The sequence below is a fragment of the Nocardioides lijunqiniae genome (genome assembly GCF_015024225.1).
Lineage (GTDB): Bacteria > Actinomycetota > Actinomycetes > Propionibacteriales > Nocardioidaceae > Nocardioides > Nocardioides lijunqiniae.
Genome location: NZ_JACJGM010000005.1, coordinates 24,180 through 49,629 on the forward strand (window position 1 = coordinate 24,180; position 25,450 = coordinate 49,629).

Sequence of the window (25,450 nt, forward strand, 5' to 3'; positions counted from 1 at the left end):
CATCCCTCACGGCCAGGAAGGTCCGCCCATGCACCGCGGTGTCTACTTCGACGCCTGGTTCCCACGCCAGCACTGCTACCACCCGAGCCTGCCGCCGAGGCGGCTTCGCATGGTCGACGACCTCGTCGACTTCCGCGCCACCGTCCTGGTCTGGGCCTCGATGGGCGGCGGCTCCCTCTCCCTGCCGTACCTCGAGCAGGAGGCGTTCGGGCCGGTCGACGCCCGCTCGCGCTTCTACGGCTTCGTCAACGACAGCGAGTTCATCGCCGCCTGCCACGAGCGGGGCATCAAGGTGCTCGGCATCGTCTTCGAGGCGCAGGGCTGGGAGTTCCCGGTCGAGCTGAGCGAGGACGAGGACGAGGTCCTGGCGATCAACGAGCTGCGCGGCGTCGGCAAGCGGGACTGGATGGGGCTGCGGGAGTTCTCCTCCAACCGCTACCCGAAGCTCTGGAAGCCCGTCGAGCACTACTTCCCCGAGGGCCTCGTCAACTCCGACGGCGAGCCGGTCACCGACCTCATCGACGAGTGCGTGGTCCGCGACATCCACGGCGAGCCGTGCCACGCCCACTGGGTGGAGTGCCCCGACCGCGAGCACCAGTGCTACTACATGGACCGCAACAACCCGGTCTGGCGCGAGTACCTCAAGGCGGTCATCCGGATCCAGCTGGACGCCGGCGCCGACGGCATCCAGCTCGACGAGGCCGAGCTGCCGATGGGCGCGTTCCAGTACGGCGCGTGCTTCTGCAAGGACTGCATGAAGGGGTTCCGTGCCTACCTCCAGGAGCTCCGCCCGTCGGCCGTCGACGTCGCCCTCGACGGCGTCGACCTCGCGACGTTCCACTACGGCGAGTGGCTGCTGGAGCAGGGCTACAACTTCAAGGAGGGTCGCGAGTCGACGCCGCTCTTCGGCGACTACTACGCCTTCCAGTGCAGGGCGATCAAGACCTACTTCGGCGAGCTGGCCGACTACGCGCGCGAGTACGGCCGCTCGCTCGGTCGCGAGATCATCCTGTCGGGCAACTTCTTCAACCTCGAGCCGATGTACCTCGCGCTGGCCGACGACGTCGACCTGGTCATCACCGAGATGCGCAACACCACCTACCAGCAGCCGGAGTGGTACCGCTACGTCGCGGCGTTCGCCGGCGACAAGGACGTCGTGGTGGTCGAGAACCCCTACGGCGGCATCGTCCCCGAGCTGATCGAGCTCCTGGCCGAGGGCAAGGGGCACGACCTGTTCCGGCTGTCGCTCTTCGAGGCCGCGGCCTTCGGCGCCAACATGTCGGTGCCCTACGGCTCGTGGATGGGATCGGTCATCGAGGACTCCTTCTACGCCCCCCACGGGCTGGCGACGGAGATCCAGGCGTTCCTCGCCGACCACGAGCACCTGGTCGCCCGCAGCACCGCCAACGAGGTCGCGGTGGTCTACAGCGTCGAGAGCACCCGCGAGCTCATCGGGAAGGCCGATGCCAGCGACAACACCACCAACCTGCGCGACGAGTCGGTCGTGGTGCCCTACCGCGTGGTGACCAAGACGCTGGCTGACGCCGCCGTGCCGTTCGACGTCGTGATCTGGCCCGACGGCGTCACCGCGCCCGACCGGGCCACGGCCGAGGCGCTGGCGCGCTACTCGACCGTCGTGCTGCCCGACGTGCACGCGCTCACCGAGGCGCAGCTGCAGGCGGTCCGGGGCTACCTCGACGGTGGCGGCACCGTCGTGGCGACCGACCTGGTGGCCGAGCGGCTCTCGGGTCACGAGGGCATCCGTGCGGCGCGGCACGACGACCTGGACGAGCTGCTGCCTCACGGACGTCAGGTCGACACCGGGGCGCCGCTGTCCAGCAACCTGCAGCAGCTTCCCGACGGCTCCTACGCCCTGCACCTGGTCAACTACGACTACGACCGGTCCGCCGACGCGGTCCGGGTGCTCGACGACGTGCTCCTGCGGGTGCGGCTCCCGAAGGACCGGGCTCAGGCCACGCTCGTCACGCCCGACGGGGTCCGCACGCCCCTCGCGGTGGATCGTGACGCCGGCGCGCACGTCGTCCGCCTGCCGGCGCTCGGCGTCTACGGGATCGTGGTCCTCCACGACGGGGACCTGGCGTGAGGATCGCGGTCCTGAGGGGCCCCCGCTCCTTCGAGGTCGAGGAGGTCCCGGTCCCACAGGTGCGACCCGACGAGGTGCTCGTGAGGGTGGCCGTCTCGGGCGTCTGCGCGTCCGAGCTGGAGCCGTGGCTCGACGGCCCGCCGCCGGGGGAGGAGCGTCACCCCGGCCACGAGGTCAGCGGCGTGGTGGTCGAGCTGGGCGCCGACGTCACCGACCTGGCGGTGGGGGAACCGGTGGGGGTGTGGGTCACCGAGCGCGGCTTCGCCGAGTACGTCGCGGTGCGAGCGGCCTACTGCTTCTCCGTGGGAGACGGTGCTCTCGAGGTCGCGCTGGCCGAGCCGGTCGCCTGCGCCGTCAACGCCGTGGAGGCCGCCGACGTGCGGCTCGGCGACGACGTCGTGGTGATCGGTGCCGGCTTCATGGGCAACCTGGTGCAGGAGCTGGTGTCGCTGCGCGGACCGCGCCACGTGGTCGTCGCTGACGCACGCCGCGACGCGCTCGAGCGGGCCGACGGGCTCGGGGCGACCCGGGTCGTCGACGTCACCCGCGAGTCGCTGCCGGACGTGGTGCGCTCCGTGACCGAGGGGCGCGGCGCCGACATCACCTTCGAGTGCACCGGCACCCAGGCTGCACTCACGGCGTGCGGCGACACCACCCGGATGAGTGGGCGGATCGCGGTCGTGGGCTTCCACCAGGGCCCGGAGCGGACGCTGCCACTGGCCTACTGGAACTGGATGGCCTTCGACCTCGTCAACGCACACTTCCGCGACGTCGACGTCATTCTGCGCGGCATGGAGGTCGGCATGCGGCTGCACGGGGCGGGGATGCTGTCGCTGGACCGGCTCGTGAGCCACCGGTTCGCGCTCGAGGACATCGACGAGGCGTTCGCGATGCTCCTCGACAAGCCCGAGGGCTTCACCAAGGCGGTGATCGCCTTCCCGGAGACCGGGTGACGACGGGCCCCTAGGCCGTGCCGCGCTCCACGAGGGGGCAGGGGAGGACCACCGTGCGGCCGGCTCCGCGGTAGCGCCCGGTGAGCCGGCTCAGGGCCAGGTCGCCGGCAGCGTTCCCCAGGTCGTAGGCGGGGTTGCGGACGGTGGTGAGCTGCGGCGTGACGATGGTGGCGGCGTCGACGTCGTCGAAGCCGACGATCGCGACGTCCTCGGGGACCGAGAGGCCGAGCTCGTGGGCGACGTCGAGCGCACCGATCGCCATCAGGTCGTTGGCGCAGAAGACGGCGTCGGGCCGCTCGGGCAGGGCCATCAGCGCCTGCATGGCCTGGTAGCCGCCCTTGCGGGTCCAGTCGCCGCGCACCATGTGCTCCGCCGGCACGGGCCGCTTGGCGGCCTGCATGGCGGCGCGGAAGCCGGTGGTGCGCCCGGTGCCGTAGCGGGGAGGGCCCTGGATCATCGCGATCCGCGAGTAGCCCTGACGGGCGAGGAACGCCGCGGCCTCCCGCGAGCCCGCCTCGTCGTCGGGGATCACGGCGTCGCACAGCGGGTGCTCGAGGTGGTCGCCGATGCACACGATCGGGGTCGTGTGGTCGCCCGGCCCGAAGGTGATCTCGGAGGCCAGCTCGCCGGAGGCGAAGACGATGCCGTCGACGCCCCGGTCCATGACGTCCTGGAACAGCTTGCGCTCCCGGTCGTGCTGCCCGTCGGTGCTCCCGACGAAGGTGCCGTAGCCCGCGGCGTCGACGGCGTCCGCGAGACCGCGCGTCAGGACGGCGTAGAAGGGGTTGGTGATGTCGGGGACCAGCACCGCCAGCATGTGCGACTGGCGGGTGCGCAGGTGGCGGGCGACGTGGTTGGGCCGGTAGCCGAGCTCGGCGATCGCATCCATCACGGTCTGGCGCGTGGACTCGCCGACGACGCGCTTGCCCGAGAGCACGTGGGAGACGGTGGTGGGACTGACGCCGGCGCGGTCCGCCACATGGGCGATCGTGACGCGGACGGGGGCGGCCAGGCTCGTGGTCGACTGGCTGCGCGGCATGCGGATACCCTAGCCCACCCAAAACGATTTGAGACTGGGAGGCGGCCGGTGACCGACCCGGTCGAGCGCTTCAGTGCCGACGCCCTGGGCGTGCCGGCGGTGGGCGTCCGGGTCATGCGCCCGCACCTGCGCACCGTCGACGTGCACTGGCACGACTACTACGAGCTGGGCCTGGTGATCTCGGGCGAGGCGGACCACGTCGTCAACGGGGAGGCGCTGAGCCTCCGGGCCGGAGACGCCTTCCTGCTCTCGCCGGCCGACTTCCACGCCATCCGGAGCCGAGGCGAGGCGCCGCTCACCTGCTACAACACCGTCGTCTCCGCCGAGCTCATGGAGCGTCAGCTCGCCGGTCTGGGGGCGCCCGCCTCCGACGGCCTGCCGTGGCTGGTGCCGGACCTCGAGGGGGCAGCGCCCGACTTCGAGCGGCTCCAGCGCGAGCTGGCCGAGCCTCGGCTGGGCTCGGCGCGGGTGGCCGAGGCCGTGGTCGCCTGCCTCGTGGTCGAGCTCGCCCGGCGCGCGGGCGTCGACGACCCGGGTCGGGGGGCGCCGTCGCCCGCGGACGCCGACCTGCGTGCCGCCGTGCTCCACGTCGACCGGCACTTCCGGGAGCCTCTGACGCTCGCGGCGGTGGCCACCATCGCGCACCTCTCGCCCAACTACTTCAGCGAGCGGTTCCGCCAGTACGCCGGGACGTCCTTCCAGTCCTACCTGCAGGAACGCCGTCTGCGGTTCGCGCGCTCGCTCCTCGTCGCGACCGCTCTCTCCGTCACCGAGGTGTGCCACGCCGCGGGCTTCAACAGCCTGTCCCACTTCGGCCGCGCCTACCGGCGCAGGTACGGCGTGGCCCCGTCCGAGCGCCACGCCTGACCGGGCTGCTCCCGCCGCTGCGGACGTCACGATGTGAACATGGATGTGACCGAAACCACGCGAATCCATTGACAAGGACGGGGGGCCACAACGATGCTTCCGGCACGGAGCCAAACGATTTGCATCGGGTCCATCGGGGTCTCCGCGCCAACGCTCGAACGAAAGCAAGGGAGTTGATTCGGTGAGAACAAAGTCGCCCCGCAGGATCGCCTCGGTCGCCGTGCTGGCGATCGTCGCGTCGCTGGGTCTGGCCGCCTGTGGCGGCGAGTCCGACGGCCCGAAGCAGGAGCCGAAGGGGGAGGGTCCCGGCCCGGTCGAGCAGCCGGCCGAGCCGACCACCGTCTCCTTCTTCTCGTGGCTCGGGAACACCCCGGAGTGGAAGAAGCTCGCGGACGAGTTCCACGAGGAGTACCCCAACATCACGATCAAGTTCGAGAACGTGCCGGCCGAGCAGGCCGCACAGGTGCTCTCGACCCGGATCGCCGGCAACAACGCCCCCGACGTGGCCTACGTCAACGCCAGCGACGTCGCCGACTACGCCTCGAGGGGCGCGGCCGTCGACCTCGTCAACTACATCGACCGCAGCGACGTCGTGAAGCCCGACGACTACGTGGAGGCCTTCCGCCAGTTCGTCACCTACGACGAGAAGATGTGGGGCCTGCCCATGGGTGGGGAGACCACCGGGCTCTTCTACCGCACCGACATGTTCGAGGAGGCCGGCATCGAGGGCCCGCCCACGACCTGGGAGGAGTTCGAGGACGCGGCCGAGGCGCTGACCGACGAGTCCAAGAACCAGTACGGCTTCGAGGTCTTCGCCCCCGAGTCCGCCTACTACTTCCAGCCGTGGCTCTACCAGGCCGGCGGGGACCTGATGAGCCCCGACGGTAAGGAGATCGCCTTCACCAGCGACGAGGCGAAGACCGCCGCCGAGTACTACGTCAACCTGGCGAAGTACGCGCCCAAGGACTACCTCAACTCCAACTCGTGGGACGGCCGCGTCGCGTTCGCCGAGGGTCAGGTCGGCATGTACATGGCCGGCGCCTGGTTCGCGGGCACGCTCCTCGAGGAGTTCCCCGACATCGAGGGCAAGTGGGCCACCGCGCCGCTCCCCGAGGGCGAGGCCGGCTGCAAGACGACGATCGCGGGCGACTCGCTGGTCATGCTCGACCAGACCAAGAGCCCGGACGCCGCCTGGCTGTGGATGGAGTTCCTGTCGCGTCCCGACGTCCTGGCCCGCACCACCTACGGCACCGAGGGCACGCTGCTCCCGCCGCTCACCCCGCTGCTGGAGGGCAAGGAGATCACCGAGAAGAAGCCGGTCCTGAAGGGCTTCATCGACCTGATGAAGTGCGGCGTCGCCCCCACGGCCTCCAACCCCAAGTGGCCCCGCATCGAGACGATCCTCAACGACGAGCTCGGCAAGGCCATGTACGGCGACCAGAGCGCCGAGGAGGCGCTCGACAACACGGCGCAGCAGGCCGAGGCGATCCTCGCCCGAGGCTGACGCCCGCCAGCCTCCGCCCGGGCCGGGCTCTCCCCGGCCCGGGCGGACGCTCGCAACGCACGACCCCCCGACACCGACAGCAGAGGAGCAGGTATGTCGACGGCCGTGGCGCAGAGGAACGCGCCGGCCCCGGACCAGGAGCCCGGTCGCGCACGCGCCCGGAAGTCCGGACGCCGCAGCCTGGGAAGACGCATCTGGCGCGAGAGGTCGGCGTACCTCTTCATCGCGCCCGGGATGATCATCTTCTCCGTCTTCACCCTCGCGGCGCTGGCCTTCGCGTTCTACCTGACCTTCCACCGCTGGAGCATCATCGAGCCGGACAAGCCCTACGTCGGGACGCAGAACTACGAGGACATGATCCACGACGAGCGGTTCGTGACGTCGATCCTCAACACCATCTACTTCACGGGTGCCTCGGTCCCCCTGACGATGATCATCGGGCTGTGCCTGGCGCTGCTGCTCAACCAGCCACTGCGCGGCCGCGCGATCTTCCGCACCGCCTACTACCTGCCGGTCGTGACGCCGTTCGTCGTCTCGTCGCTGCTGTGGAAGTGGCTCTACAACGGTGACTACGGACTGTTCAACTACTACCTGGTCAAGGGCCACATCATCGACGAGCCGCTGCTGTGGCTCTCCGACAAGGACCTGGCCATGCCCGCCGTCGTGCTGATGACCGTCTGGAGCGGCGTCGGCTTCTCCATGGTCATCTACCTCGCGGGCCTGCAGGCGATCCCGCACGAGCTCTACGAGTCGGCCAAGCTCGACGGCGCCGGCACGCTGCAGCGCATCCGCCACGTCACGATCCCGCTGCTGCGGCCCACCACGCTGTTCCTGCTGGTCATGGGCATCATCGGCTCGCTGCAGGTCTTCACGCAGATCTTCGTGATGACCAGCGGAGGCCCGGTCAACAAGACGACCACGATGGTCTACTACATGTACCAGTGGGCCTTCAAGTACTACGACATGGGCTACGCCAGCACCTTGGCCTTCGCGCTCTTCGCGATGCTGCTGGTCTTCACCGGCTTCCAGCTGCGGCTCTTCCGGGACGGGGCGTCCTCATGACCGGCGTGACCGAGGAGCCCACGGCCAGCCGCTTCGTCAGCGAGCTCGAGCCCGTCGTCCCCGAGCAGGTGCGCCGCGGTCGTCGGCGGCGCCGCCCCGGAGCGGTGCGCGACCGCGAGCACATGAGCACCGGCGCGAAGGTCGGCACCTACCTGGTGCTCGCGCCGATCGCCATCCTGTTCGTCGCGCCGTTCGTGTGGATGATCAGCGCGTCGTTCCAGCCGATGAGCACGATCTTCGCCAACCCTCCGACGTGGCTGCCCGACGACCCCACCCTCAGTGGATACAAGGGCTTCCTCAACGTCGGGGAGCTGACCGAGGCTCAGCAGTCGCAGGGCCACGGTGACTGGAAGTGGTTCGCCAACAGCGCGTTCGTGGCCATCACGATCACCGTGCTGCAGACGTTCTTCAACGCTCTGTGCGCCTATGCCTTCGCCAAGCGCAAGTTCCCCGGGCGCAACGTGATCTTCGTGCTGTTCCTCGCCACGATGATGGTGCCGGGCCAGATCACGCTGATCCCCAACTACATCATCGTCCAGCACATCCCGTTCTTCGGCGGCAACGACTGGATGGGGATGGGTGGCCACGGCTGGCTCAACTCCTACTGGGGCCTGATCATGCCGGGCATCGTCAGCGCCTTCGGCATCTTCCTGCTGCGCCAGTACATGATGTCGATTCCGGACGCGCTGCTCGACGCCGCGCGCATCGACGGGGCCGGTGAGTTCCGGATCTTCTGGAACGTCGTGCTGCCGCTGTGCATGCCGGCGCTGGCCGCCAACGCGATCTTCACGTTCCAGGGGGCCTGGGAGGACTTCCTCTGGCCGTTGCTGATCACCTCTGGCGATCCGGACAAGACCACGGCACCGGTGGGGCTCGCGCTGTTCGTCGTGCAGAACAAGACCGACTGGAACCTGCTCTTCGCGGGGTCCGTGATCGCGACCCTGCCGATGATCATCGTCTTCCTGATCTTCCAGCGTCACTTCGTCCGCGGCATCGCGGTGACGGGGCTCAAGGAGTGACCGGTCGGGACCTGCTGCACCGGCTGCTGGCCGACGGCGGTGGCGTGCTGCGCTGCGAGCCGGCCTGGGTCGCGCGGGACTTCCTGCCGCCCGGTCGCCGGCTCGGCCTACCCGAGGACGCCTACGACCTGGGGGAGCGCGGTGCGGTCTGCGAGCGCTGGCTGGCGTCCACGACGAGGGCCGACAACCGGGTGGGTCCCGACGACGAGGGGCTGAGCCACGTCGTCGGCGAGCACGGCGAGCGGATGCTCCTGCGGGACGCGGTCGCCGCCGACCCGGCGGCGGTGCTGGGGGAGTCGTACGCCGCCGCCCACCCGGCCGGGCTGGGGCGGCTGGCGAAGATCTTCGACTACGCCTACCGGCTGCCGTACCACATCCACCCGCCGCAGGAGTTCGCGTCGCTGGTCGGCTGCAACGCCAAGGACGAGTCGTACCACTTCCTGCCGGGCCCGGACGCGGGCCGCCATCCCGAGACGTTCTTCGGCGTGCACCCGTGGATCGCCGAGCAGGGGGCCGGCGACGTCCTGCTGCCCTACCTGGTCGACTGGGACAGCGACCTGGTCCTGCGGCACGCCCGGGCCGAGCTCCAGGTCGCGGGCGAGGGCTTCCACGTGCCGTCGGGCGTCCTGCACGCCCCCGGCACGGCGCTGACCCTCGAGCTGCAGGAGGACTCCGACGTCCTCGCCATGTTCCAGGCGCTCAACGCGGGCCGGATCATCTCCAAGGACCTGCTGTTCAAGGACGTCCGCGCGGCGGACCGCGACGCCGAGGGCGAGCGGTTCCCGCTGCGCTTCGTCGACTGGGAGGTCAACGGCGACCCGTGGTTCTACGAGAACCGTCACCTCGTGCCGCGCGCCGCCGGCGACGACGGCGTGGAGAGCTGGATCTTCTACAACACCACGAAGTACGCCGGCAAGCGGTTGGTCGTGCCGCCGGGCGCCACGCACCGGGTCGTCGAGCCCGGCGTCTACAGCGTCTTCGCCTGGTCCGGCTCGGGCACCTACGCCGGGCACGACGTGACCGGCGGCGAGCCCGGGCGCGACGAGCTGGTCGTGACCCACGACGCGGCGACGCGCGAGCACGACGTGGCCAACACCGGGAGCGAGGACCTGGTGGTCTACACGTTCTTCGGCCCTGGCCTGCAGACCGGTGCGCCCCGCATCGAGGCACGGGGACGCTGAGCGCGACCCTCGTCGAGCCGACGCGGGCCCGGCCTGACGGCCGGGCCCGAGCCGCTCAGCGGCCCTTCTTCGGCTTCCAGAGCCGCTTGCGCACCGGCGCGGACCGGAACGCGTTGCTGATGGCGGTGTAGGCCGGCTTCGGCCGCAGCTGACGGTCGAACGCCAGCGGCCGACGGTGCCCGCCGTCCTCGCGGGGCTGGTCCTCGTCGAGCCAGGTGTAGCGGTCGGTGAGCCCGAAGGCGATCACCGCCTTGACCGCCTTCTCGTCGAGCGTCACGTCGAGGTAGTGGCGGTAGACGTCGGCCACCTTGCGGTCGCGGAACTTCGCCCCTCGGCGGATGCCCTCGTCGAGGACGTCGAGCTCGGTGATCAGGATCGGCAGCCCGCGGTCCGCGATGTCGCTGAGGAACCTGCGGTAGCCGCGCTCGTCGAACTTGTCGTGGAAGCCGTCGGCCAGCAGGTGGCCCTGGATCCCGACCGCCTGGACCGGTGCGCCGATGTCGAGCAGCCGGTCGATGGCCTTGAGGTAGGCACGACGACGCGGCTCGGGCCGGTCGCCCCACTCGTTGACCGTCTCGAAACCGAACTCGTTGATGATCCGCAGCGCCCGGGGGTCGTGCTTCTTGGCGAGGTGGAAGCTGTTGGCGATGTAGGAGGGCCCGATGGTGCTGTACCAGGGGATGTTGGTCCGGAAGCCGTAGCGGTCGGCCTCCTCGGGGTCGGTCACCTCGTTGGCGACGATCCAGCCGTCGGCCCGGCCCTTGTAGTGGCGCACCTCGCGTCGGATGACCGTGTAGAGCAGCTTCTTGGCCTGCTTCTTGTTCAGGCCCCAGAGGTCCTTCTCCTTCCAGCCGTCGCCGAAGCCCTCGTCCCACGCGAGGTGGGCGGCGATGACGAGCTGGTCGTTCTTCTCGGCCAGGTCGACGATCTGGTCGCCGGGACCGAAGTTGAGCGGCGCGTCCGGGTGGGGCTTGAGCTGGTACCAGAGCAGGTCGTCCTCGGTGAACAGCAGGCCGGCCTCGCGCGCGTGCAGGCGCGGGTAGGTCTTGTCGAGCTGCCAGGTGGCGATCGAGGAGCCGAACACCAGGCCCTTGCGGTCGGCCTGCTTCCACAGGGGTGGGCGGCCGGTCCTGGGGATGCCCGCGGCCGCCCCGGACACGGCGGCCTCGGCGGTGCCGGGCAGGGTGAGGCCGGCCGCCCCGGCGGCGGCGAGGCCGGCGAGCCCGGCGGTGCCTCGCAGGAGCGATCGACGGTCGAGGTTGACGGTCTCGGACATGGGTCTCCTCCACGGTGGGCGACCGTCCCGGAACGGTCTGTGACGGACGTCACGCAAATCGAATTGCATCGACGGTAAGACCCAGCACGTGCGGAGGCAACCCCTTCCGCGGAACTTTCAGACGACGCCCTTGGTGATGAGGAAGCACCCGTAGGGCCGCTCCTCGGTCGTGGCCACGACGACGTACGCCTCGGCGGCGCGCCGGTAGAACTCGAAGCGCTCGACGGCGGCGGCCGCGACGGGGCGCCCCTCGGCCTCGTCGACGACCGTCGACAGCTCGGTGTGCACCTCCTGCACCGTGTCCTCGTCGCCCACGGCCCCCATCCACAGGACCGCCGGCTCGACGAAGGTGTCGACCGGCAGCACCGAGAGGATGGCCCGCGCGGCGCGCGGCACGTCGACACCCGGCAGGGTCACCAGCCGCTGGGCGGCCGAGGCTGCCGGGAAGTTGCGGTCGACGAGGGCGAGGACGTCGCCGTGACCCATGGCGGCGAGGTGGCCGAGCAGCTCGGCGGACAGCAGGGGGTCGATGCCCTTGAGCACGGGGGTCCTTCTCTCGGTCGGAGGGGAAGCGGTCCTCAGGCGTGGAGGACGACGTGGCCGTCCTCCTGGGTGACCCGGTAGACGCCCAGCCCGCTGCGCTTGGGCTCCAGGAGCGACCGGCCGGTCTCGAGGTCGAACTCCCAGCCGTGCCAGGGGCACCGGATCACGCGGTCGTCCTTGCCGTAGACGTACTCGTGGGGGGTCGAGGCGAGCATCGTGCCGCCCAGCGAGCCCGCGCTCATCGAGGCGCCCATGTGGGGGCACTTGTCGTTGATCGCGAAGAAGTCGTCGCCGACGCTGATCACGCCGATGCGGCGTCCCCCGACGTCGACGATCCGGCAGCCCTCGCTGCGCACCTCGTCGACCGTGCCCACCCGAACGTCCATTGTGTCCTCGCTACCTCTGTACGCGTGCCAAACGATTTGCTATGCATGACTCTGCCGTCTCCGCGCCCGTCTGCGCAACGGTTTCGCCCACAGGAGCCCTCATGACCGAACTGCTCGACCAGGCCGCCGCCGACGAGGCCGTCGCGCCCCGCTACTCGCTCGTCGACTGCGACGTGCACCCGATCATGCGCCACGGCATGACCGATCTCCGGCCGTTCCTCTCCCAGGCGGCCCAGCGCCGGCTCGGCCTGGACGAGCGCCGGAGCCTGACGACCGTGGGCCACCGCGAGGCGGTGTCGATCCCGCGCAACATGCTCTACGTCAACCAGGCCGGTGTCCTGCGCGACGACGCCCGCGCCCCCGACGGCTCCTCGCCCTGCTCGGACCCGGCCTTCGCCGCCGAGCAGCTGCTGGACGGCAACGGCATCGACCGGGCCGTGCTGATCGGCGGCGAGGTGCTGGGCCTGGGCGCCATGCCCGACCCGGACGCGGCGGCGATGATCGCGTCGGCGTACAACGACTGGATGGCGGCGACCTGGTTCGACGCCGACGAGCGCTACCGCGGCTACCTCGTCGTCGGGGCGCAGGACCCGCAGCTGGCGGCGCAGGAGATCCGGCGGGCGGAGAAGGACCGCCGCTTCGTGGGCGTGCTGCTGCCGCTGACCAACATCCTGATGGGGCAGCGGCACTACTACCCGATCTACGAGGCGGCGGCCGAGGCCGGGATCCCGGTCGCGGTGCACCCCAACTCCGGCGAGGGGATCTTCCGCACGTCCCCGCCGATGGCCGGCGGCACGCCCACCTACTACGTCGAGTGGCACACCGGCCTGAGCCAGGTGTTCCAGGCCAACGTCACCAGCCTGGTCGTCCACGGCGTCTTCGAGCGCTTCCCGACGCTCAAGGTAGTCATCACCGAGGGCGGGCTCGGGTGGATTCCCGACGTCATGTGGCGCCTGGACAAGAACGTCAAGGGGCTGCGCGACGAGGTGCCGTGGGTCCGGCGGCTCCCGAGCGAGTACCTCGTCGACCACGTGCGCTTCACGACGCAGCCGATGCCGGAGCCGAAGCGCCGCAGCCACCTGCACACGCTGCTGGAGATCGCCCACGCCGAGCGGACCCTGATGTTCAGCTCCGACTACCCGCACTGGGACTTCGACGACCCGCGGCACGTGCTCAAGACGCTGCCCGAGGCGATGCGCCAGCGGGTGGCCAGCGAGAACGCGATCGAGACCTACGGAGACCGGCTGTGACCGACGCCCACCTGACCGCCTCCATGTCCGAGCAGCCCGACCACGGCGAGGACTCCTACGAGGGCCACGGCCGGCTCCGCGACAAGGTCGCGGTGGTCACCGGCGGCGACTCCGGGATCGGACGCGCCGTGGCGCTGGCCTTCGCCCGCGAGGGCGCCGACCTGGTGATCTGCTACCTGGAGAGCGACGACGAGGACGCCCAGGAGACGGCGCGGCTGGTCCGGGCGTCCGGGCGGTCGATCACGCTGATGCCGACCGACCTCACGCACGAGGACGCGTGCCGCGACCTCGTCGAGCGGACGGTGGCCGAGCACGGGAGGATCGACGTGCTCGTCAACAACGCCGCCTACCAGCTGGCCCAGCTCGGCGGGATCGCCGACATCACCACCGAGCAGTTCGACCGGACGATGCGCACGAACCTCTACGCCATGTTCTGGATGTGCAAGCTGGCCCTCCCGCACATGGGCCGTGGCTCCTCGATCATCAACACGTCGTCGGTGCAGGCGGGCTCGCCGTCCCCCGAGCTCCTCGACTACGCGACCACGAAGGCCGGCATCGCCACCTTCACCCGGGCGCTGGCGTGGTCGGCCGCCCGCGACGGCGTCCGCGTGAACTCGGTCGCGCCGGGGCCGACCTGGACGCCGCTGGTCAAGGCGACCATGCCGGAGGAGATGACCGAGTCCTTCGGGGAGAACACCCCGATGGGCCGGGCCGGTCAGCCGGTGGAGGTCGCCGGCGCGTTCGTCTACCTCGCGTCCGCCGAGTCGGCCTACGTCACCGGCGAGGTGCTCGCCGTCACCGGCGGCCTGCCGGTCACGGTCTGACGTCACGCCGGTGACCGACCACGTCGCCGCCGACCGCCGTACGCCGGTGCGGCGGCCGGCCTCGCGGGGCCCGCGCTGGAGCCTGCTCGGGCCGGCCTTCGTCGCCGCCATCGCCTACGTCGACCCGGGCAACGTCGCGACCAACACCGCCGCCGGCTCGGCCTACGGCAACCTGTTGCTGTGGGTGGTCGTCCTGGCGACGCTGATGGCCGCACCGGTGCAGTACCTCTCGGCGCGGCTGGGCATCGTGAGCGGCGGGTCGCTGCCGGCGTACGTCGCGGCGCGGAGCCGCCGCCGGGTCTCGCGGCTCGCCTACTGGGGCCAGGCCGAGCTCGTCGCCGTCGCGACCGACGTGGCGGAGATCGTGGGCGCGGCCGTGGCGCTGCACCTGCTCCTCGGGATGCCACTGGTGCCCGCGGGCCTCGTCGCCGGCCTCACCGCGATGGTCCTGCTCGTGCTGCGCGACGCCCTGGGCACGCGGTTCTTCGAGGTGGTGTGCGCCGGGTCGCTGGCCGTCATCGGCCTGTGCTTCGCGTTCGGCCTCGTGCAGGTGCCGCCCAGCCCCGGCGAGCTGGCCGAGGGCCTGCTGCCCCGGCTCGGGGGCAGCGAGACCGTCCTGCTGGCGGCGGGCATCGTCGGGGCCACGGTCATGCCGCACGCGGTCTACCTGCACTCCTCGCTCGCGAGCGACGACCGCTCGACGCGCGAGCGCGCCCAGCACGAGGCGGCCGGCGTCGAGGAGCGGCTGCGCACGGCACGCTGGGACGTCGGGCTGGCCATGCTCGTCGCGGGCACGGTCAACGTCTCGATGCTGGTCCTGGGCGCCGCCGCCCTCGGGGGAGGCGACGGCGACTCGCTGGAGGCGGCGTACGACGCGCTCTCCGGCGGCCTCGGCACTGCTGCCGGCACGGCGTTCGCGGTGGCGCTGCTCGTCTCCGGCCTCGCGTCGACCGCCGTGGGCACGCAGGCGGGGGCGGCCATCATGCGCGGCCTGCTGCGGCGCCGGGTGTCCCAGCTGGTCCGGCGGGCCGTGACGCTGGTGCCGGCCCTGGCGCTGCTGGCCTCGGGCACCGAGCCCCTCGCGGTGCTCGTCCACTCGCAGGTGGTCCTCGCGCTGGGCCTGCCCTTCGCGCTCGTGCCGCTGGTGCTGGCCTCGCGCGATCACCGGCCCCCCGTCTCCGGCGAGGGGGTCGTCCGCGTCGTCGCCGTGGTGGCCGCCCTCGTGATCGCCCTCGACCTGACCCTGGTCGCGCTGACCGTGACCGGCTGACCCGTGCCCGCTGAGCCTGGAGGACGACCGATGAGCATCGAGACGTACGACGCCGCGATCACGCTGAGTCCCGACTTCCGGGTGGGGCGGGTGGACCCCCGGCTGTTCGGCTCGTTCCTGGAGCACATGGGACGGGCGGTTCACGGAGGAGTCTTCGAGCCTGGCCACCCCGAGGCCGACGACGAGGGCTTCCGCACCGACGTCCTGGACCTGGTGCGCCGACTCGGCACGACCGCCGTGCGCTACCCGGGCGGGAGCTTCGTCTCGGGCTACCGCTGGGAGGACGGCGTGGGTCCGCGCGAGCACCGCCCGACCCGGCTCGACCTGGCCTGGCACGCCACCGAGACCAACGCGTTCGGCACCGACGAGCTCATGCGGTGGTGCCGCCGCGCGGACGTCGAGCCGATGCTGGCCGTCAACCTCGGCACCCGTGGGGTGCAGGAGGCCGTCGACCTCGTGGAGTACTGCAACCACCCCGGTGGCACCCGGCTCTCGGACCTGCGCCGGGCCCACGGCGCCGAGGACCCGTACGACGTGCGGCTGTGGTTCCTCGGCAACGAGATGGACGGGGCGTGGCAGATCGGGCACCGGCCGGCGGCGGACTACGGCCGCCTGGCCGCCGCGACCGGGCGGGCGATGCGGATGGTCGACCCGCGCATCGAGCTGGTCGTCTGCGGCAGCTGGGCCCCCGCGTCGGCGACGTTCGCGACCTGGGAGTCCGCGGTGCTCCAGGAGTGCTACGACACCGTCGACCACATCTCCCTGCACAGCTACCACGACCCGACGGGTCGCACCCCTGCGGCGTACCTCGCGACCGCGCACGAGCTCGACCTCGCCATCGACGCCGTCGTCGCGACCGCGGACCACGTGGGGGCGGCGCTGCGCTCGCCCAAGCGGCTCCAGGTGGCCGTCGACGAGTGGAACGTCTGGTACCGAAGCCGCTGGATCGACCCCGACCCGGACCGGTGGCCGCAGGCGCCGCCGCTGCTCGAGGACACCTACGACGACCTGGACGCGACGATGGTGGCGAGCCTCCTGGTCACCCTGCTGCGCCACGCCGACCGGGTCTCGCTGGCCTGCCTCGCCCAGCTCGTCAACGTGATCGCGCCGATCCGCACCGACCCCGGCGGCTCGGCGTGGAGGCAGACGACCTTCGAGCCGTTCGCGCGGATCGCCGCCGCCGCGCGGGGCGAGGTCCTGCGGGTCGAGCCGCGGGTGGCGACGTACGAGGCGGAGGCCGGGGAGGTGCCCCTGCTGGACGCGACCGCGACGTACGACGAGGAGAGCGGCGCCGTGGTCCTGGTGCTGGTCAACCGCTCCGAGACGTCGACCGCGAGGACGAGGGTGGCCCTCCGTGGGTTCCCGCAGGCGACGCTCGACGGAGCGCGCGAGCTGGAGGTCGCGCCCCTGTCGTGGACCGTGGTGGATCTCGGACAGCGTGCCTGAGCGGCTGCTCGACGGTGGGCGGGTGCCTCGACCGGGATCGCACCTGGGGCGCGCGCCCGTCAGTGCCTAGCGCGGTGAGCGGAGCACCAACGCGGGGTCGACGGTGCGCAGGGTGTCAGGCTTGAACCCGTGGTCGAGTGCCCAGATGACGGCCTGGGACCGGGACGCGACCCCGATCTTGCCGTAGGCGGTGCGGATGTAGGTCTTGACCGTGTTGACGCTCAGGTACGCGCGGGCGGCGATGTCCTTGTTGCTGAGTCCTTGCGCGATCAGGGCGACGACCTCCGCCTCGCGAGGGGACAGCCCGATGGAGCGGCCGGGCCAGTCACCGTCGCCGCCCACGCTGGTCTCGTCGTCACCGGTCAGGACCACGACCTCACCGGCGACGACGCGCCGGAGCGCCGCCACGATCTGGGGGCCGGTCAGCACCTTCGAGAGGTAGCCGCGGGCGCCGTGGGCGACCGCGTCCCTCACCATCTCCGGCTGGACGTTCCAGCTGTAGACCACCACCTGCGCGTCGCTCTCCCGGACGAAGTCCTGGAGATCGATGCCGCGGCCCTCGACCTGACCGAACGTGTCGTACAGGACGACGTCGACATCGCTGACGACCGCCTGCGAAGCACCGGTCTCGACCACGTCGATCGCCTCGGCGGCGAGGAAGGACGCGACCCCGGCGACCACGACGGCGTAGTCGTCCACGATGGCGAGCCGCAGCGGGCGAGAGTTCGTCACCCTCGTCACCCTAGGTGCGGCCCCCGCTCCAGTCGACATCCTGCGGGAGGACCCAGGTGGTCCAGACCGGCATAACCCGAGCGCGGTGACGGAGTTGAAGGGAACGCGTGGGTCTGGGGGGATTCGCGCGGCGTGCCGCCCCCCGGGTGTCCCGGGGGCGGCCGTTACGCCGTGGCGCCGACCGCCGCCGCATCGCTGGTCGGGAAGACGACGGTCACGCTGGTCCCTACGCCGAGGGTGGACTCGACCTCCATCGAGCCGCCGTGAGCGGCCACGATCGCGTCCACCACGCTGAGCCCGAGGCCCGTGCCCGGGACGGCGAGCCGGTAGGCCTCCGACGAGCGGTAGAAGCGGCCGCGGGCCCGCGTGCGGTCCTCCTCCGACATGCCGATGCCGGTGTCGGCGACCGTCAGCACGCAGCCCGCGTCGGTCGCGGCGACGGTGAGCGTGACGGTGCCGCCGTCATGGGTGAACTTGAGGGCGTTGTCGCCGAGGTTGAGGACGACCCGCTCGAGTGCCTGCGCGTCGCTCAGCACCAGGACGGGCTCGTCGGGCACCCGCACGTCGAGGGTGACGTCACGGCCGCGGGCGAGCTGGTCAAGACTGTCGCGGGCCTCGACCACCAGCGCCGCCAGGTCGTGGGGCACGAGATGGAGGGGGACCTCGTCGGCGGAGCCGATCCGGTCCAGGTGCAGCAGGTCCTCGACGAGGGCGGAGAGCCGCGCCGCGTTGCGCAGCATCTTCTCGACCGCTCCGGACTGCGCAGCCGTCAGCTCTCCGAGGTCGCCGTCGGCGAGGAGCTCGCCGTAGCCACGGATCGAGGCGATCGGGGTGCGCAGCTCATGGCTGATCGTCGAGACGACCTCGTCCTTCATCCGGTCCGCTTCCTGCAGGCGGGCCACCGACTCCAGCTCGCGGGCGAGCGCCGCGGCCTGGGCCGCCTCGATGCGCAGCCGGACGGACACGTCCTCGCCGGCGCAGAGGTAGCCGATCAACCGCTGCCCGTCGCGGATCTCGGTGAAGCTCAGCGACATCGTGCGGGTCTCGCCCGAGCGGGTCGTGATGCGCCAGTCCCGCGGCCTGCCGTGGCGGACCAGGGCAGCGACGATGATCGCGGACTCCGGCGTGACGCCGAGCGCGTCGGCCTGGCGCCGCGTCTCCTCGACGCCCAGGATGCCCGCCGAGGGCCTGCCGACCACGTCCTCGGCCGCGTGGCCGAGCATCTGCTCGGCGCCCCGGTTGAAGTGGGTGACGATCATGTCCGCGTCCGTCGCGATGAGCAGCGTGTTGGTGGCGGCGTCGATGATCTGGCTGACGGTGGCCGTGGCGCTGGCGGCCTGCTCCGCACGGGCCTTCAGCTCGGCCCCCTGCTCGTCGCGCGCACGCACCAGCTCGCGCTCGTAGGCGCGACGCTGGGTCGCGTCGAAGACGGCCACCCGGACGAGGCGGGGCTCACCGTCGGGGGTGCGGACCAGGGTCGCGTTCAGCAGGACCGGGAGACGGCTGCGGTCGGCGCGGACGAGGTCGACGGCGATCTCCCGGACGAACCCCTGCATCTGCACCATGGGGGCGTAGTGCGTCTCGTGGTAGATCCGGCCACCGGCCGTGAGGAGGTCGGTCAGGTGCAGGCCGAGCAGCTCGTCGGCCCCGAACCCGAGCCAGGTGCACAGCGTGGCGTTGACCCGGACGACGTAGCCGTCGGGGGTGGTCGAGAGGTAGCCGAACGGCGCCTCGTCGTACAGCAGCGCGAGCTCCTCCTCGAGCACTCCCTCAGGAACCGGCACGGGCACGGGCACGTGCTCGTGCGAGCCCTGGCGAGGCTGCTCCGGCGGCATGGCTATGGCGCGACCCGCTGCCGCAGGAAGCCCTCGATCGCGGTGATGGTCTCCTCCGGCGCGCTGAGGTTGGGGCAGTGGCCGGTGGCGTCCAGCTGCACCAGCGTCGCGCCGGGGATGGTGTCGGCGACGTAGCGTCCGACCGCCGCCGGGGCGATCGCGTCGCGGCTGCACTGCAGCACCAGGGTGGGGACGCCGACCATCGGCAGGTCGGCTCGGTTGTCGGAGAGGAACGTCGTCGTTGCGAAGCGGCGGGCGATGTCGGGATCCATGCGGCAGAAGCTCGCGGTGAGCTCCTCCCCGAGCGCCGGACGGTCGGGGTTGCCGACGATGACGGGCGCCATCGCGGCCGACCACCCGAGGAAGTTGCTCGACAGCGACTCCAGGAGCTCGTCGATGTCCTCGGGGGAGAAGCCGCCGGTGTAGTCGCCGTCGTCGATGTAGCGCGGTGACGGGCTCACCATCACGAGCCTGTCGAAGCGCTCCGGGGCCTCGATCACGGCGAGCGCGCCGATCATCGACGACACCGAGTGGCCGACGAACACCACGTCGTGCAGGTCCAGCTCGCGCACGATCTCCACGACGTCAGCGGCGTAGCCGGCGTTGGTCGAGTACTTGTCCGGGTCGTAGGCCGAGACGTCCGAGCCACCCGACCCGACGTGGTCGAAGGTGATGACGCGGTAGCGATCGGCGAAGGCCGGGGCGACGTAGCGCCACATCGACTGGTCGCACCCGAAGCCGTGGGCGAACATCATGGGCTGCCCGTCCTCGGGGCCGGAGAGCGACACACCATGCCGCGCGATGGCGCTCATGCGACGCGAGCCTAGTGGAGGTGCCCCGGACCCCACCTCACCCGTGAGGTAGGTCATCCCTCCGACAGGCCGGTCTCGTCGCCGGTGCCCGCCTCGGCGGCGAGCCCGTCGCCGTCCGCCTGCGCGTCGAGCTCGTCCTGCACGTCGGCCAGCTCCTCCTGCTGCTCGTCGCGCTCGTCGCCGGCGTTCGTGTCGTGTGCCTCGGTCATCGTGTCCTCCTGGGAGTGGGCGTCGTGGGTCGACGCGCTGGGCTGCGGTACCCGTGCCGGGCAGGTCAGAAGACGCCGAGCGCCACGAGCAGCACGAGCAGCATCAGGACGCCCGCGAGCACGCCGTGCACGACGATCACGGGCCGGGGCATCTGGTCCTCGGCGAGGCGGGCGTTGGCCTGCTCGTTCTGGACCAGCGTGTGCCCACGATCCTGCTCCGGCGGTCCGGCGCCACGCATCGCCGCCTCGCGGGGACGCAGCGTGCGCATCAGGAGCACGTCCCCGAGTACGGCGCCCGCGACCAGCAGGGCGAAAGCGACCCACGGCAGGGCCTCGCCGCCGACGTAGACAGCTGCTCCGGGCCACGCTCTCGGGACGTCCGACGCCCGTCGTGAAGCCCCACAGGTAGGTGCCGCCGAGTGCCGTCACGACGTAGAGCCCGAGGATGAATCCCACCATGGCGCGCTAGTACCCCGCGTGCCACAGCCCATGCCGGGACGGGACTCAGGTGCGCGGCAGGGGGTCCTTGCTGCGGAAGACCGCCCGGCGCAGGCTCTCGGGGACGTCGGCGAGGCCGGGGCCGCCGGATGCCACCCAGTCCGCGATCGCGGTCGGCTCGTGGCGGCCGTTGAGCTGTCCGAGCCACACGGGGCGACCGCCCGCCCGTCGTCCGGCGGGGGACGGCGAGACGACCATGACGTCGGAGCGCTCGCACGGGCCCAGGCAGTCGGTGACCCTCACGCGGGCGGTGCCGTCGAGCAGACGCCGCAGTGACTCGAGCCGGGCGGCGTGGTCGACGAGAGGGCGCTTCTTGCTGGTGCCGCAGCAGCACCCGCGGCAGACGGTGACGGTGGGGTCGCCGGGCGGGGGAGGGGTGGCTGACATCGAGGCGCCTTCCTTCGAGGCTGGTCGTGGACGCAGCTCAGGCGACCGGACTCGGCGCTGGGGCCTCTACCGTTGCGGGACAGTGCCGGGATCTCACCGGACTTCGCTGGGGCTGCGTCGCTCCCGGGGGGAGCGGCGCCAGGCTACGCACCACGACAGCGGGCGCCGTCGGCGCGGGGCGGGCTGCGATCTGAACGCGCGCCGCCGAGAGCAACCCTGTGGCGCGCGGCCGGGCCATGAGGGGTGGCGGCCCGTGGCCTCACTCCGAACCTGCGTCCGCCGTCGTGGGGCACGCGGGAGCGGGTGCGCGGGCCCCTTATAGGTTGGACGGATGGATGCGGACCCCGACGACGCATCGTTCCGGGCCCGCAGCGACCGCCGACGGGTCCTCCTGCGCACGACCGGCCGGCACGCGCTGCGGTTGCTCGTCGCGATGGTGCTGGCCGGCGTCCTCGGCTCCCCGCTCGCGCTGTCGTGGGCGCTGACCCACACCCAGGTCGAGGCGCAGATCGGCACGTCGCCGACGACGTTCTCGCTCAGCACGGAGGGTCACAGCGAGGTGCGGCTCGGGATCGCCGGGACCGTCTACGTCCCGGAGTCCAACGGCGCCGTCGGCCTCGTGGCGACGGTCAACGGGCCGGGGGACCCGGGCGCCGGCGACGGTGACATCGCCGACTACGCCAGGCCGGAGATGCTCCAGCTCTACGCCGGCCTGTTCCACGATCCCGCCGCCGCGGTGCAGGAGTACGTCGACCTCGTCCAGCGCGAGTTCTACCACCAGCTGCTCCTCGCCGAGCTCGTCGTCGCGGTCGGCGGAGGCGCCGTGGGTCTGGCGCTGCTCCTCCTGCTGCGCGGGCGCCGCGAGACCGCCGACGGAGGCCCGCGGCGAGCGGTCGCCGGCGGGCTGGTGGTGCTGCTGACGACCAGCCTGCTGGCCTGGGCCCAGGTCCAGACCTCCGACACCGCCAGCGACGCCAGCGACGGTGCCTACGCGCTGCCCATCTTCGACGGCACCCTCGCCGAGGGGAGCTCGACCAACAGCCCCGTGCTGCGCGCGGTCCTGGGTGGGGCGGTGTCCAAGGCACAGGTGCTCGTCCGGCGGCAGGAGGAGGGGGTCCGCGCCTACGAGGCGAAGGCCGCCGCCCTCCTCGACGACCAGCAGGACGACATGGAGGGGCCGCGCGAGGGTGAGGTCGCCGTGCTGATGCAGTCCGACATGCACTGCAGCACCGCCATGATCCGGCTGCAGTCCCAGGTCGTGCAGCTGGTCCGCGAGCAGCACGGTGACGACGCGCTGTCCCTGCTCGCGGTCGCCGGCGACCTGACGACGAACGGCACGGCGGCGGAGGGCACCTGCATCCGCAAGGAGGCCGCCATCGCGGACGGCATGCCGATCGCGGCGATCACCGGCAACCACGAGTCGGGGCAGAGCGCCGACCAGATGGCCGACGCCGGCATGACGGTCCTGGACGGTGAGTCGGAGGAGCTGGGCGGCGTCCGCGTCCTGGGGGACGGCGATCCCAGCCGCACGGAGCTCTTCGGCGGCTCGGCGCTGCGCGGCGACGAGAACCAGCAGGACCAGGGCACGCGCCTGTTCGACGAGGCGGAGAGCGGCGACCGCCCGGACCTCGTGATGATGCACGAGGGCTACGCCGTCGCGGCGTTCCTCGACGTGGACGACATGCGCGACTTCCTCGACACCCCGGGATCCCTGACCGAGCCGACCGACGACGGCGTGCGGGACCTGCCCGCGGGCGCCGTCTTCTACGGACACTGGCACCGCTCGGTCGAGCCCCGGGTGGTCTGGAACTCCGACGGCACCTGGACCTTCGTGATGGAGCTTGGCACCTCCGGCGGCGCCCTCGCCTCCTCCACCATCAACAACTTCTCGACCCCGTGGTCCTCACCGTTGCAGCAGGCGTCGTTCCCGGTGGTCTTCCTCGACGAGGAGACCCGCCTGGTCACCGGCTACCAGCTCTACCGCTTCGAGCCCGACGGCACCGCCGTCGTCGAGCCCCGCGTCGACGTCGGCGCGCCGTAGCGGCCACCCCCGCTGTAACGCGGAGTTATCCGCTCTGGTGCCCCGCTGCAGGGGAGCCGGAGAGCCGGCAGGGGAGCACCAGAGCCTCGCCCGGCGTCACCAGGAGGACGTGGTGATGCCCGGTAGCTCGCCGCGGTGGGCGAGGGTGCGCAGGTTGATGCGGGAGAGCCCGACCTTGCGCAGGTAGCCGCGCGGTCGCCCGTCGACCTGGTCCCGGTTGCGCACGCGCACGGGGCTGGCGTCGCGGGGGAGGCGCTGCAGCGCCCGCGTGGCGGCGTCGAGCTCCTCCGGCGTGCCGGCGACGCGGACGGCCTCCTTGAGCTGCGCCCGCCGCTCGGCGTACCGCGCCACCGTCTGCTGGCGCCGTTCGTTCGCGACGATCTTGGACCTCTTGGCCATCAGCGCTCCTCGCGGAAGTCGACGTGGCGCCGGACCCGGGGGTCGTACTTGCGCAGCACCATGCGGTCGGGGTCGTTGCGGCGGTTCTTGCGGGTGACGTAGGTGACGCCGGTCCCGGCCGTCGAGCGGAGCTTGACGATGGGCCGGACGTCGCTGCCTCGCACGGGGCTCATCGTGGCGCGCCCGTGGCCGGATCGACGTAGCCGCGCTGGACGGCGCGCACGAGGGCGCGGGGGACGCGGTGGACCTCGCCCGCCACGGTGACGGGGACCAGGTCAGGGGGTGTCGCCTTCCACTGGGCGCGACGGTGGCGGGTGTTGCTCCGTGAGGTACGGCGCTTGGGTACGGCCATGGGTGTGCTCCTGGATCGGGTCTGATGGGGACGGGTCAGGCAACGTTGCGGATCTCGCCCAGCCATGGCTCGAGCCCGTCCTCGGCGACGTCCCAGCCGCGGCGGTCGAGCAGGGCCTCGGACGGGCTCAGCAGCAGGTCCTCGAAGGCGGCCGGCAGGTCCCGCGGCATCGCGCCGAGGCCGGTCATGATCAGCCGGGTGACGGGGTCCCGGCGACCCCACCGGCTGTGGCTGCCGATGCTGAGCTGCCCCCCGGCGCCCGACCACTCCAGCACGTCCCCGGGCCTGGTGGGGACCCAGAAGGCCCCGCGTGAGCGGTGGGCGCCGGCGCCGAGACGCTCGATCTGGTCCAGCAGACGCTCGGGGTGGAAGGCGCGTGGTGAGGACAGGTCCAGCCTCCAGGCGTGCTCGCCCTGCCACGGCGGCACGGCGGCCTGGAGCTCCGGCGAGCACCAGGAGCTCGTGAGGTCCAGCTGGTGACGTCGTGCGAGCAGTGTGGTCCCGTCGAGCTGGTGGACGCCGTGGACGAGGGGTACGTCGGGTCGCGCGAGGGCGCGCAGCAGGTCGGTGGCTGCCGCGCCGGGGTCGTCGTCGACCACGACGACGTCGGCGAGCTCGATCTGGGCGCAGGCGACCTCGCCCACGCCACGGTCGTCGTCCGGGTTGGTGTGGGTCCCTCGCTCGCGCAGCAGGTCGTCGCTGAGCAGGTCCCGCACGACGTCCCCCGCAGCGACGGCGGCAACCACGCCGCGCAGCGTCAGGTGACGCACGAGCCGGCTGTCGGAGGCGAGGATGTGGGCGAGCCGTCCGGCCTCGGTCGCGGTGGGCAGCCCGGCCACGATCGTGCTCCACCGCTCGTCGCGGGCGAGCCTCTCCAAGGTCGGCACGATGTCCTCGCGCAGGGCACAGCTGACGCACGCGTGCTCCAGCTGGATCTCCTCGCGCTCCACGACGCCGTCGAGGTCGCTCACGGTGCGGGTCAGGACCTGGGAGACCGGGTCGATCCGGTGCCGGACGGAGACCGCCCGGGGGAGGTCCCAGACCAGGCTGAGCATCGTGGTGTCCATGGCCACCGGGTGGACCCCGGTCACCACCACCAGCGGCGTCCTCACGACGGACGCCCGTAGCGCCGCTGGAACTTCTCGACGCGGCCCTCGGTGTCGAGGGCGCGGGCGGTGCCGGTCCAGAACGGGTGGCTGCCGGACGTGATGTCGACGTCGATCACCGGGTAGGTCCGGCCGTCGAGCTCGACGACCTTGCTGGAGTCCTGGCTGACGAGCGTCGAGCGCGTCAGGGTCAGGCTGCCGGTAGATCGATCGCGGAACACCACCGCGCCGTACGGGGGATGGGTGCCGTGCTTCATGCGCTCCTCCTGGTAACGAGAACGATTCTCATTATGACACACGAGCCAACGGCGATTCGCGCGTGCCGCACTCGGCCTCACCACGACGCCGCCCACGC

The 25,450-nt window shown here is 71.6% G+C and carries 27 protein-coding genes; 12 read left to right on the forward strand and 15 right to left on the reverse strand.

Annotated features, from left to right (window positions below):
* The first annotated feature begins 109 nt into the window (after window positions 1-109).
* A complete protein-coding gene (locus IRQ30_RS03830; RefSeq protein ID WP_193611713.1) occupies window positions 110-2,104 on the forward strand; it encodes a hypothetical protein in 1,995 nt (664 codons plus the stop codon).
* Window positions 2,101-3,057, forward strand: coding sequence for a zinc-binding dehydrogenase (locus IRQ30_RS03835; RefSeq protein WP_193611714.1), 957 nt, complete (start codon window positions 2,101-2,103; stop codon window positions 3,055-3,057). The genes IRQ30_RS03830 and IRQ30_RS03835 overlap by 4 nt, the downstream gene beginning before the upstream one ends.
* 10 nt (window positions 3,058-3,067) lie before the next feature.
* Here IRQ30_RS03835 and IRQ30_RS03840 read toward each other — a convergent pair whose 3' ends face one another.
* Window positions 3,068-4,096 carry a LacI family DNA-binding transcriptional regulator gene (locus IRQ30_RS03840; protein ID WP_193611715.1) on the reverse strand — a complete coding sequence of 343 codons (1,029 nt, stop codon included), beginning with the start codon at window positions 4,094-4,096 and terminating at the stop codon, window positions 3,068-3,070.
* A 48-nt stretch (window positions 4,097-4,144) separates the two neighbouring features.
* Between IRQ30_RS03840 and IRQ30_RS03845 the strand changes: the two genes are divergently transcribed.
* The 5 genes from IRQ30_RS03845 to IRQ30_RS03865 all read left to right on the forward strand — a co-directional run bounded on the left by IRQ30_RS03845 (window position 4,145) and on the right by IRQ30_RS03865 (window position 9,729).
* The gene (locus tag IRQ30_RS03845; RefSeq protein WP_193611716.1) at window positions 4,145-4,963 is read left to right on the forward strand and encodes a helix-turn-helix domain-containing protein; all 819 of its coding nucleotides are present in this window, start codon (window positions 4,145-4,147) and stop codon (window positions 4,961-4,963) included.
* Between the two features lie 181 nt (window positions 4,964-5,144).
* A complete protein-coding gene (locus tag IRQ30_RS03850) occupies window positions 5,145-6,467 on the forward strand; it encodes an extracellular solute-binding protein (RefSeq protein WP_193607844.1) in 1,323 nt (440 codons plus the stop codon).
* Between the two features lie 93 nt (window positions 6,468-6,560).
* Window positions 6,561-7,529, forward strand: a complete 969-nt coding sequence (locus IRQ30_RS03855; RefSeq protein WP_193607843.1) for a carbohydrate ABC transporter permease — start codon at window positions 6,561-6,563, stop codon at window positions 7,527-7,529.
* Window positions 7,526-8,548, forward strand: coding sequence for a carbohydrate ABC transporter permease (locus IRQ30_RS03860; RefSeq protein WP_193611717.1), 1,023 nt, complete (start codon window positions 7,526-7,528; stop codon window positions 8,546-8,548). The genes IRQ30_RS03855 and IRQ30_RS03860 overlap by 4 nt, the downstream gene beginning before the upstream one ends.
* On the forward strand, window positions 8,545-9,729 hold the full coding sequence (locus tag IRQ30_RS03865; RefSeq protein ID WP_193611718.1) for a cupin domain-containing protein: 1,185 nt from the start codon (window positions 8,545-8,547) through the stop codon (window positions 9,727-9,729). Before IRQ30_RS03860 ends, IRQ30_RS03865 begins: the two co-directional genes overlap by 4 nt.
* A 55-nt stretch (window positions 9,730-9,784) precedes the next feature.
* Here IRQ30_RS03865 and IRQ30_RS03870 read toward each other — a convergent pair whose 3' ends face one another.
* From IRQ30_RS03870 to IRQ30_RS03880, 3 genes are all read right to left on the reverse strand, one after another.
* The gene (locus IRQ30_RS03870; RefSeq protein ID WP_193611719.1) at window positions 9,785-11,005 is read right to left on the reverse strand and encodes an endo-1,4-beta-xylanase; all 1,221 of its coding nucleotides are present in this window, start codon (window positions 11,003-11,005) and stop codon (window positions 9,785-9,787) included.
* Between the two features lie 117 nt (window positions 11,006-11,122).
* Window positions 11,123-11,548, reverse strand: coding sequence for an RbsD/FucU domain-containing protein (locus tag IRQ30_RS03875; protein WP_193611720.1), 426 nt, complete (start codon window positions 11,546-11,548; stop codon window positions 11,123-11,125).
* Between the two features lie 35 nt (window positions 11,549-11,583).
* Window positions 11,584-11,934, reverse strand: a complete 351-nt coding sequence (locus IRQ30_RS03880) for a Rieske (2Fe-2S) protein (protein WP_193611721.1) — start codon at window positions 11,932-11,934, stop codon at window positions 11,584-11,586.
* A gap of 101 nt (window positions 11,935-12,035) precedes the next feature.
* Between IRQ30_RS03880 and IRQ30_RS03885 the strand changes: the two genes are divergently transcribed.
* The 4 genes from IRQ30_RS03885 to arfA all read left to right on the forward strand — a co-directional run bounded on the left by IRQ30_RS03885 (window position 12,036) and on the right by arfA (window position 16,724).
* Window positions 12,036-13,184, forward strand: coding sequence for an amidohydrolase family protein (locus IRQ30_RS03885; protein WP_193611722.1), 1,149 nt, complete (start codon window positions 12,036-12,038; stop codon window positions 13,182-13,184).
* Window positions 13,181-14,008, forward strand: a complete 828-nt coding sequence (locus IRQ30_RS03890; protein ID WP_338089557.1) for an SDR family oxidoreductase — start codon at window positions 13,181-13,183, stop codon at window positions 14,006-14,008. Before IRQ30_RS03885 ends, IRQ30_RS03890 begins: the two co-directional genes overlap by 4 nt.
* An 82-nt stretch (window positions 14,009-14,090) precedes the next feature.
* Window positions 14,091-15,278: an Nramp family divalent metal transporter gene (locus IRQ30_RS03895; protein ID WP_227466960.1), complete on the forward strand. Its 1,188-nt coding sequence runs from the start codon at window positions 14,091-14,093 to the stop codon at window positions 15,276-15,278.
* Between the two features lie 30 nt (window positions 15,279-15,308).
* Window positions 15,309-16,724: an arabinosylfuranosidase ArfA gene (arfA, locus tag IRQ30_RS03900; RefSeq protein WP_193611723.1), complete on the forward strand. Its 1,416-nt coding sequence runs from the start codon at window positions 15,309-15,311 to the stop codon at window positions 16,722-16,724.
* Window positions 16,725-16,790: 66 nt separating this feature from the next.
* Here arfA and IRQ30_RS03905 read toward each other — a convergent pair whose 3' ends face one another.
* From IRQ30_RS03905 to IRQ30_RS03930, 6 genes are all read right to left on the reverse strand, one after another.
* Window positions 16,791-17,456 (reverse strand): LuxR C-terminal-related transcriptional regulator, encoded by a 666-nt coding sequence (locus IRQ30_RS03905; protein WP_338089558.1) that lies wholly within the window; start codon window positions 17,454-17,456, stop codon window positions 16,791-16,793.
* Between the two features lie 164 nt (window positions 17,457-17,620).
* On the reverse strand, window positions 17,621-19,246 hold the full coding sequence (locus IRQ30_RS03910; protein WP_338089559.1) for a PAS domain-containing sensor histidine kinase: 1,626 nt from the start codon (window positions 19,244-19,246) through the stop codon (window positions 17,621-17,623).
* Window positions 19,247-19,293: 47 nt separating this feature from the next.
* Window positions 19,294-20,103, reverse strand: a complete 810-nt coding sequence (locus IRQ30_RS03915) for an alpha/beta fold hydrolase (protein WP_193611726.1) — start codon at window positions 20,101-20,103, stop codon at window positions 19,294-19,296.
* 53 nt (window positions 20,104-20,156) lie between these two features.
* Window positions 20,157-20,312 carry a hypothetical protein gene (locus IRQ30_RS03920; RefSeq protein ID WP_193611727.1) on the reverse strand — a complete coding sequence of 52 codons (156 nt, stop codon included), beginning with the start codon at window positions 20,310-20,312 and terminating at the stop codon, window positions 20,157-20,159.
* 65 nt (window positions 20,313-20,377) lie between these two features.
* The gene (locus tag IRQ30_RS03925) at window positions 20,378-20,581 is read right to left on the reverse strand and encodes a hypothetical protein (RefSeq protein WP_193611728.1); all 204 of its coding nucleotides are present in this window, start codon (window positions 20,579-20,581) and stop codon (window positions 20,378-20,380) included.
* Window positions 20,582-20,816: 235 nt separating this feature from the next.
* Entirely contained in the window at window positions 20,817-21,197 is a 381-nt protein-coding gene (locus tag IRQ30_RS03930; RefSeq protein WP_193611729.1) for a (2Fe-2S) ferredoxin domain-containing protein, read from the reverse strand.
* A gap of 331 nt (window positions 21,198-21,528) precedes the next feature.
* Between IRQ30_RS03930 and IRQ30_RS03935 the strand changes: the two genes are divergently transcribed.
* Window positions 21,529-23,238, forward strand: coding sequence for a metallophosphoesterase family protein (locus IRQ30_RS03935; RefSeq protein ID WP_193611730.1), 1,710 nt, complete (start codon window positions 21,529-21,531; stop codon window positions 23,236-23,238).
* A gap of 96 nt (window positions 23,239-23,334) precedes the next feature.
* On the opposite strand, the gene rpsN is transcribed toward IRQ30_RS03935, so the two are convergent.
* The 5 genes from rpsN to IRQ30_RS03960 are packed head-to-tail and all read right to left on the reverse strand — an operon-like array spanning window position 23,335 to window position 25,352.
* The gene (rpsN, locus tag IRQ30_RS03940) at window positions 23,335-23,637 is read right to left on the reverse strand and encodes a 30S ribosomal protein S14 (RefSeq protein WP_193611731.1); all 303 of its coding nucleotides are present in this window, start codon (window positions 23,635-23,637) and stop codon (window positions 23,335-23,337) included.
* Window positions 23,637-23,801: a 50S ribosomal protein L33 gene (gene rpmG, locus IRQ30_RS03945; protein ID WP_193611732.1), complete on the reverse strand. Its 165-nt coding sequence runs from the start codon at window positions 23,799-23,801 to the stop codon at window positions 23,637-23,639. Before rpmG ends, rpsN begins: the two co-directional genes overlap by 1 nt.
* Window positions 23,802-23,806: 5 nt before the next feature.
* A complete protein-coding gene (gene rpmF / locus IRQ30_RS03950; RefSeq protein ID WP_193611733.1) occupies window positions 23,807-23,989 on the reverse strand; it encodes a 50S ribosomal protein L32 in 183 nt (60 codons plus the stop codon).
* 35 nt (window positions 23,990-24,024) lie between these two features.
* Window positions 24,025-25,101 (reverse strand): GTP-binding protein, encoded by a 1,077-nt coding sequence (locus tag IRQ30_RS03955; protein WP_193611734.1) that lies wholly within the window; start codon window positions 25,099-25,101, stop codon window positions 24,025-24,027.
* Entirely contained in the window at window positions 25,098-25,352 is a 255-nt protein-coding gene (locus tag IRQ30_RS03960; protein WP_193611735.1) for a type B 50S ribosomal protein L31, read from the reverse strand. Before IRQ30_RS03960 ends, IRQ30_RS03955 begins: the two co-directional genes overlap by 4 nt.
* Window positions 25,353-25,450: the final 98 nt, after the last annotated feature.

Coding starts and splice junctions, on each gene's coding strand:
- IRQ30_RS03925 (WP_193611728.1), bottom strand. CDS start 20,581: ATGCGCACGCTGCGTCCCCGCGAGGCGGCGATGCGTGGCGCCGGACCG.
- arfA (WP_193611723.1), top strand. CDS start 15,309: ATGAGCATCGAGACGTACGACGCCGCGATCACGCTGAGTCCCGACTTC.
- IRQ30_RS03930 (WP_193611729.1), bottom strand. CDS start 21,197: ATGTCAGCCACCCCTCCCCCGCCCGGCGACCCCACCGTCACCGTCTGC.
- IRQ30_RS03870 (WP_193611719.1), bottom strand. CDS start 11,005: ATGTCCGAGACCGTCAACCTCGACCGTCGATCGCTCCTGCGAGGCACC.
- IRQ30_RS03855 (WP_193607843.1), top strand. CDS start 6,561: ATGTCGACGGCCGTGGCGCAGAGGAACGCGCCGGCCCCGGACCAGGAG.
- IRQ30_RS03885 (WP_193611722.1), top strand. CDS start 12,036: ATGACCGAACTGCTCGACCAGGCCGCCGCCGACGAGGCCGTCGCGCCC.
- IRQ30_RS03840 (WP_193611715.1), bottom strand. CDS start 4,096: ATGCCGCGCAGCCAGTCGACCACGAGCCTGGCCGCCCCCGTCCGCGTC.
- rpsN (WP_193611731.1), bottom strand. CDS start 23,637: ATGGCCAAGAGGTCCAAGATCGTCGCGAACGAACGGCGCCAGCAGACG.
- IRQ30_RS03915 (WP_193611726.1), bottom strand. CDS start 20,103: ATGAGCGCCATCGCGCGGCATGGTGTGTCGCTCTCCGGCCCCGAGGAC.
- IRQ30_RS03830 (WP_193611713.1), top strand. CDS start 110: ATGGTCGACGACCTCGTCGACTTCCGCGCCACCGTCCTGGTCTGGGCC.
- IRQ30_RS03920 (WP_193611727.1), bottom strand. CDS start 20,312: ATGACCGAGGCACACGACACGAACGCCGGCGACGAGCGCGACGAGCAG.
- rpmF (WP_193611733.1), bottom strand. CDS start 23,989: ATGGCCGTACCCAAGCGCCGTACCTCACGGAGCAACACCCGCCACCGT.
- IRQ30_RS03960 (WP_193611735.1), bottom strand. CDS start 25,352: ATGAAGCACGGCACCCATCCCCCGTACGGCGCGGTGGTGTTCCGCGAT.
- IRQ30_RS03935 (WP_193611730.1), top strand. CDS start 21,529: ATGGATGCGGACCCCGACGACGCATCGTTCCGGGCCCGCAGCGACCGC.
- IRQ30_RS03860 (WP_193611717.1), top strand. CDS start 7,526: ATGACCGGCGTGACCGAGGAGCCCACGGCCAGCCGCTTCGTCAGCGAG.
- IRQ30_RS03880 (WP_193611721.1), bottom strand. CDS start 11,934: ATGGACGTTCGGGTGGGCACGGTCGACGAGGTGCGCAGCGAGGGCTGC.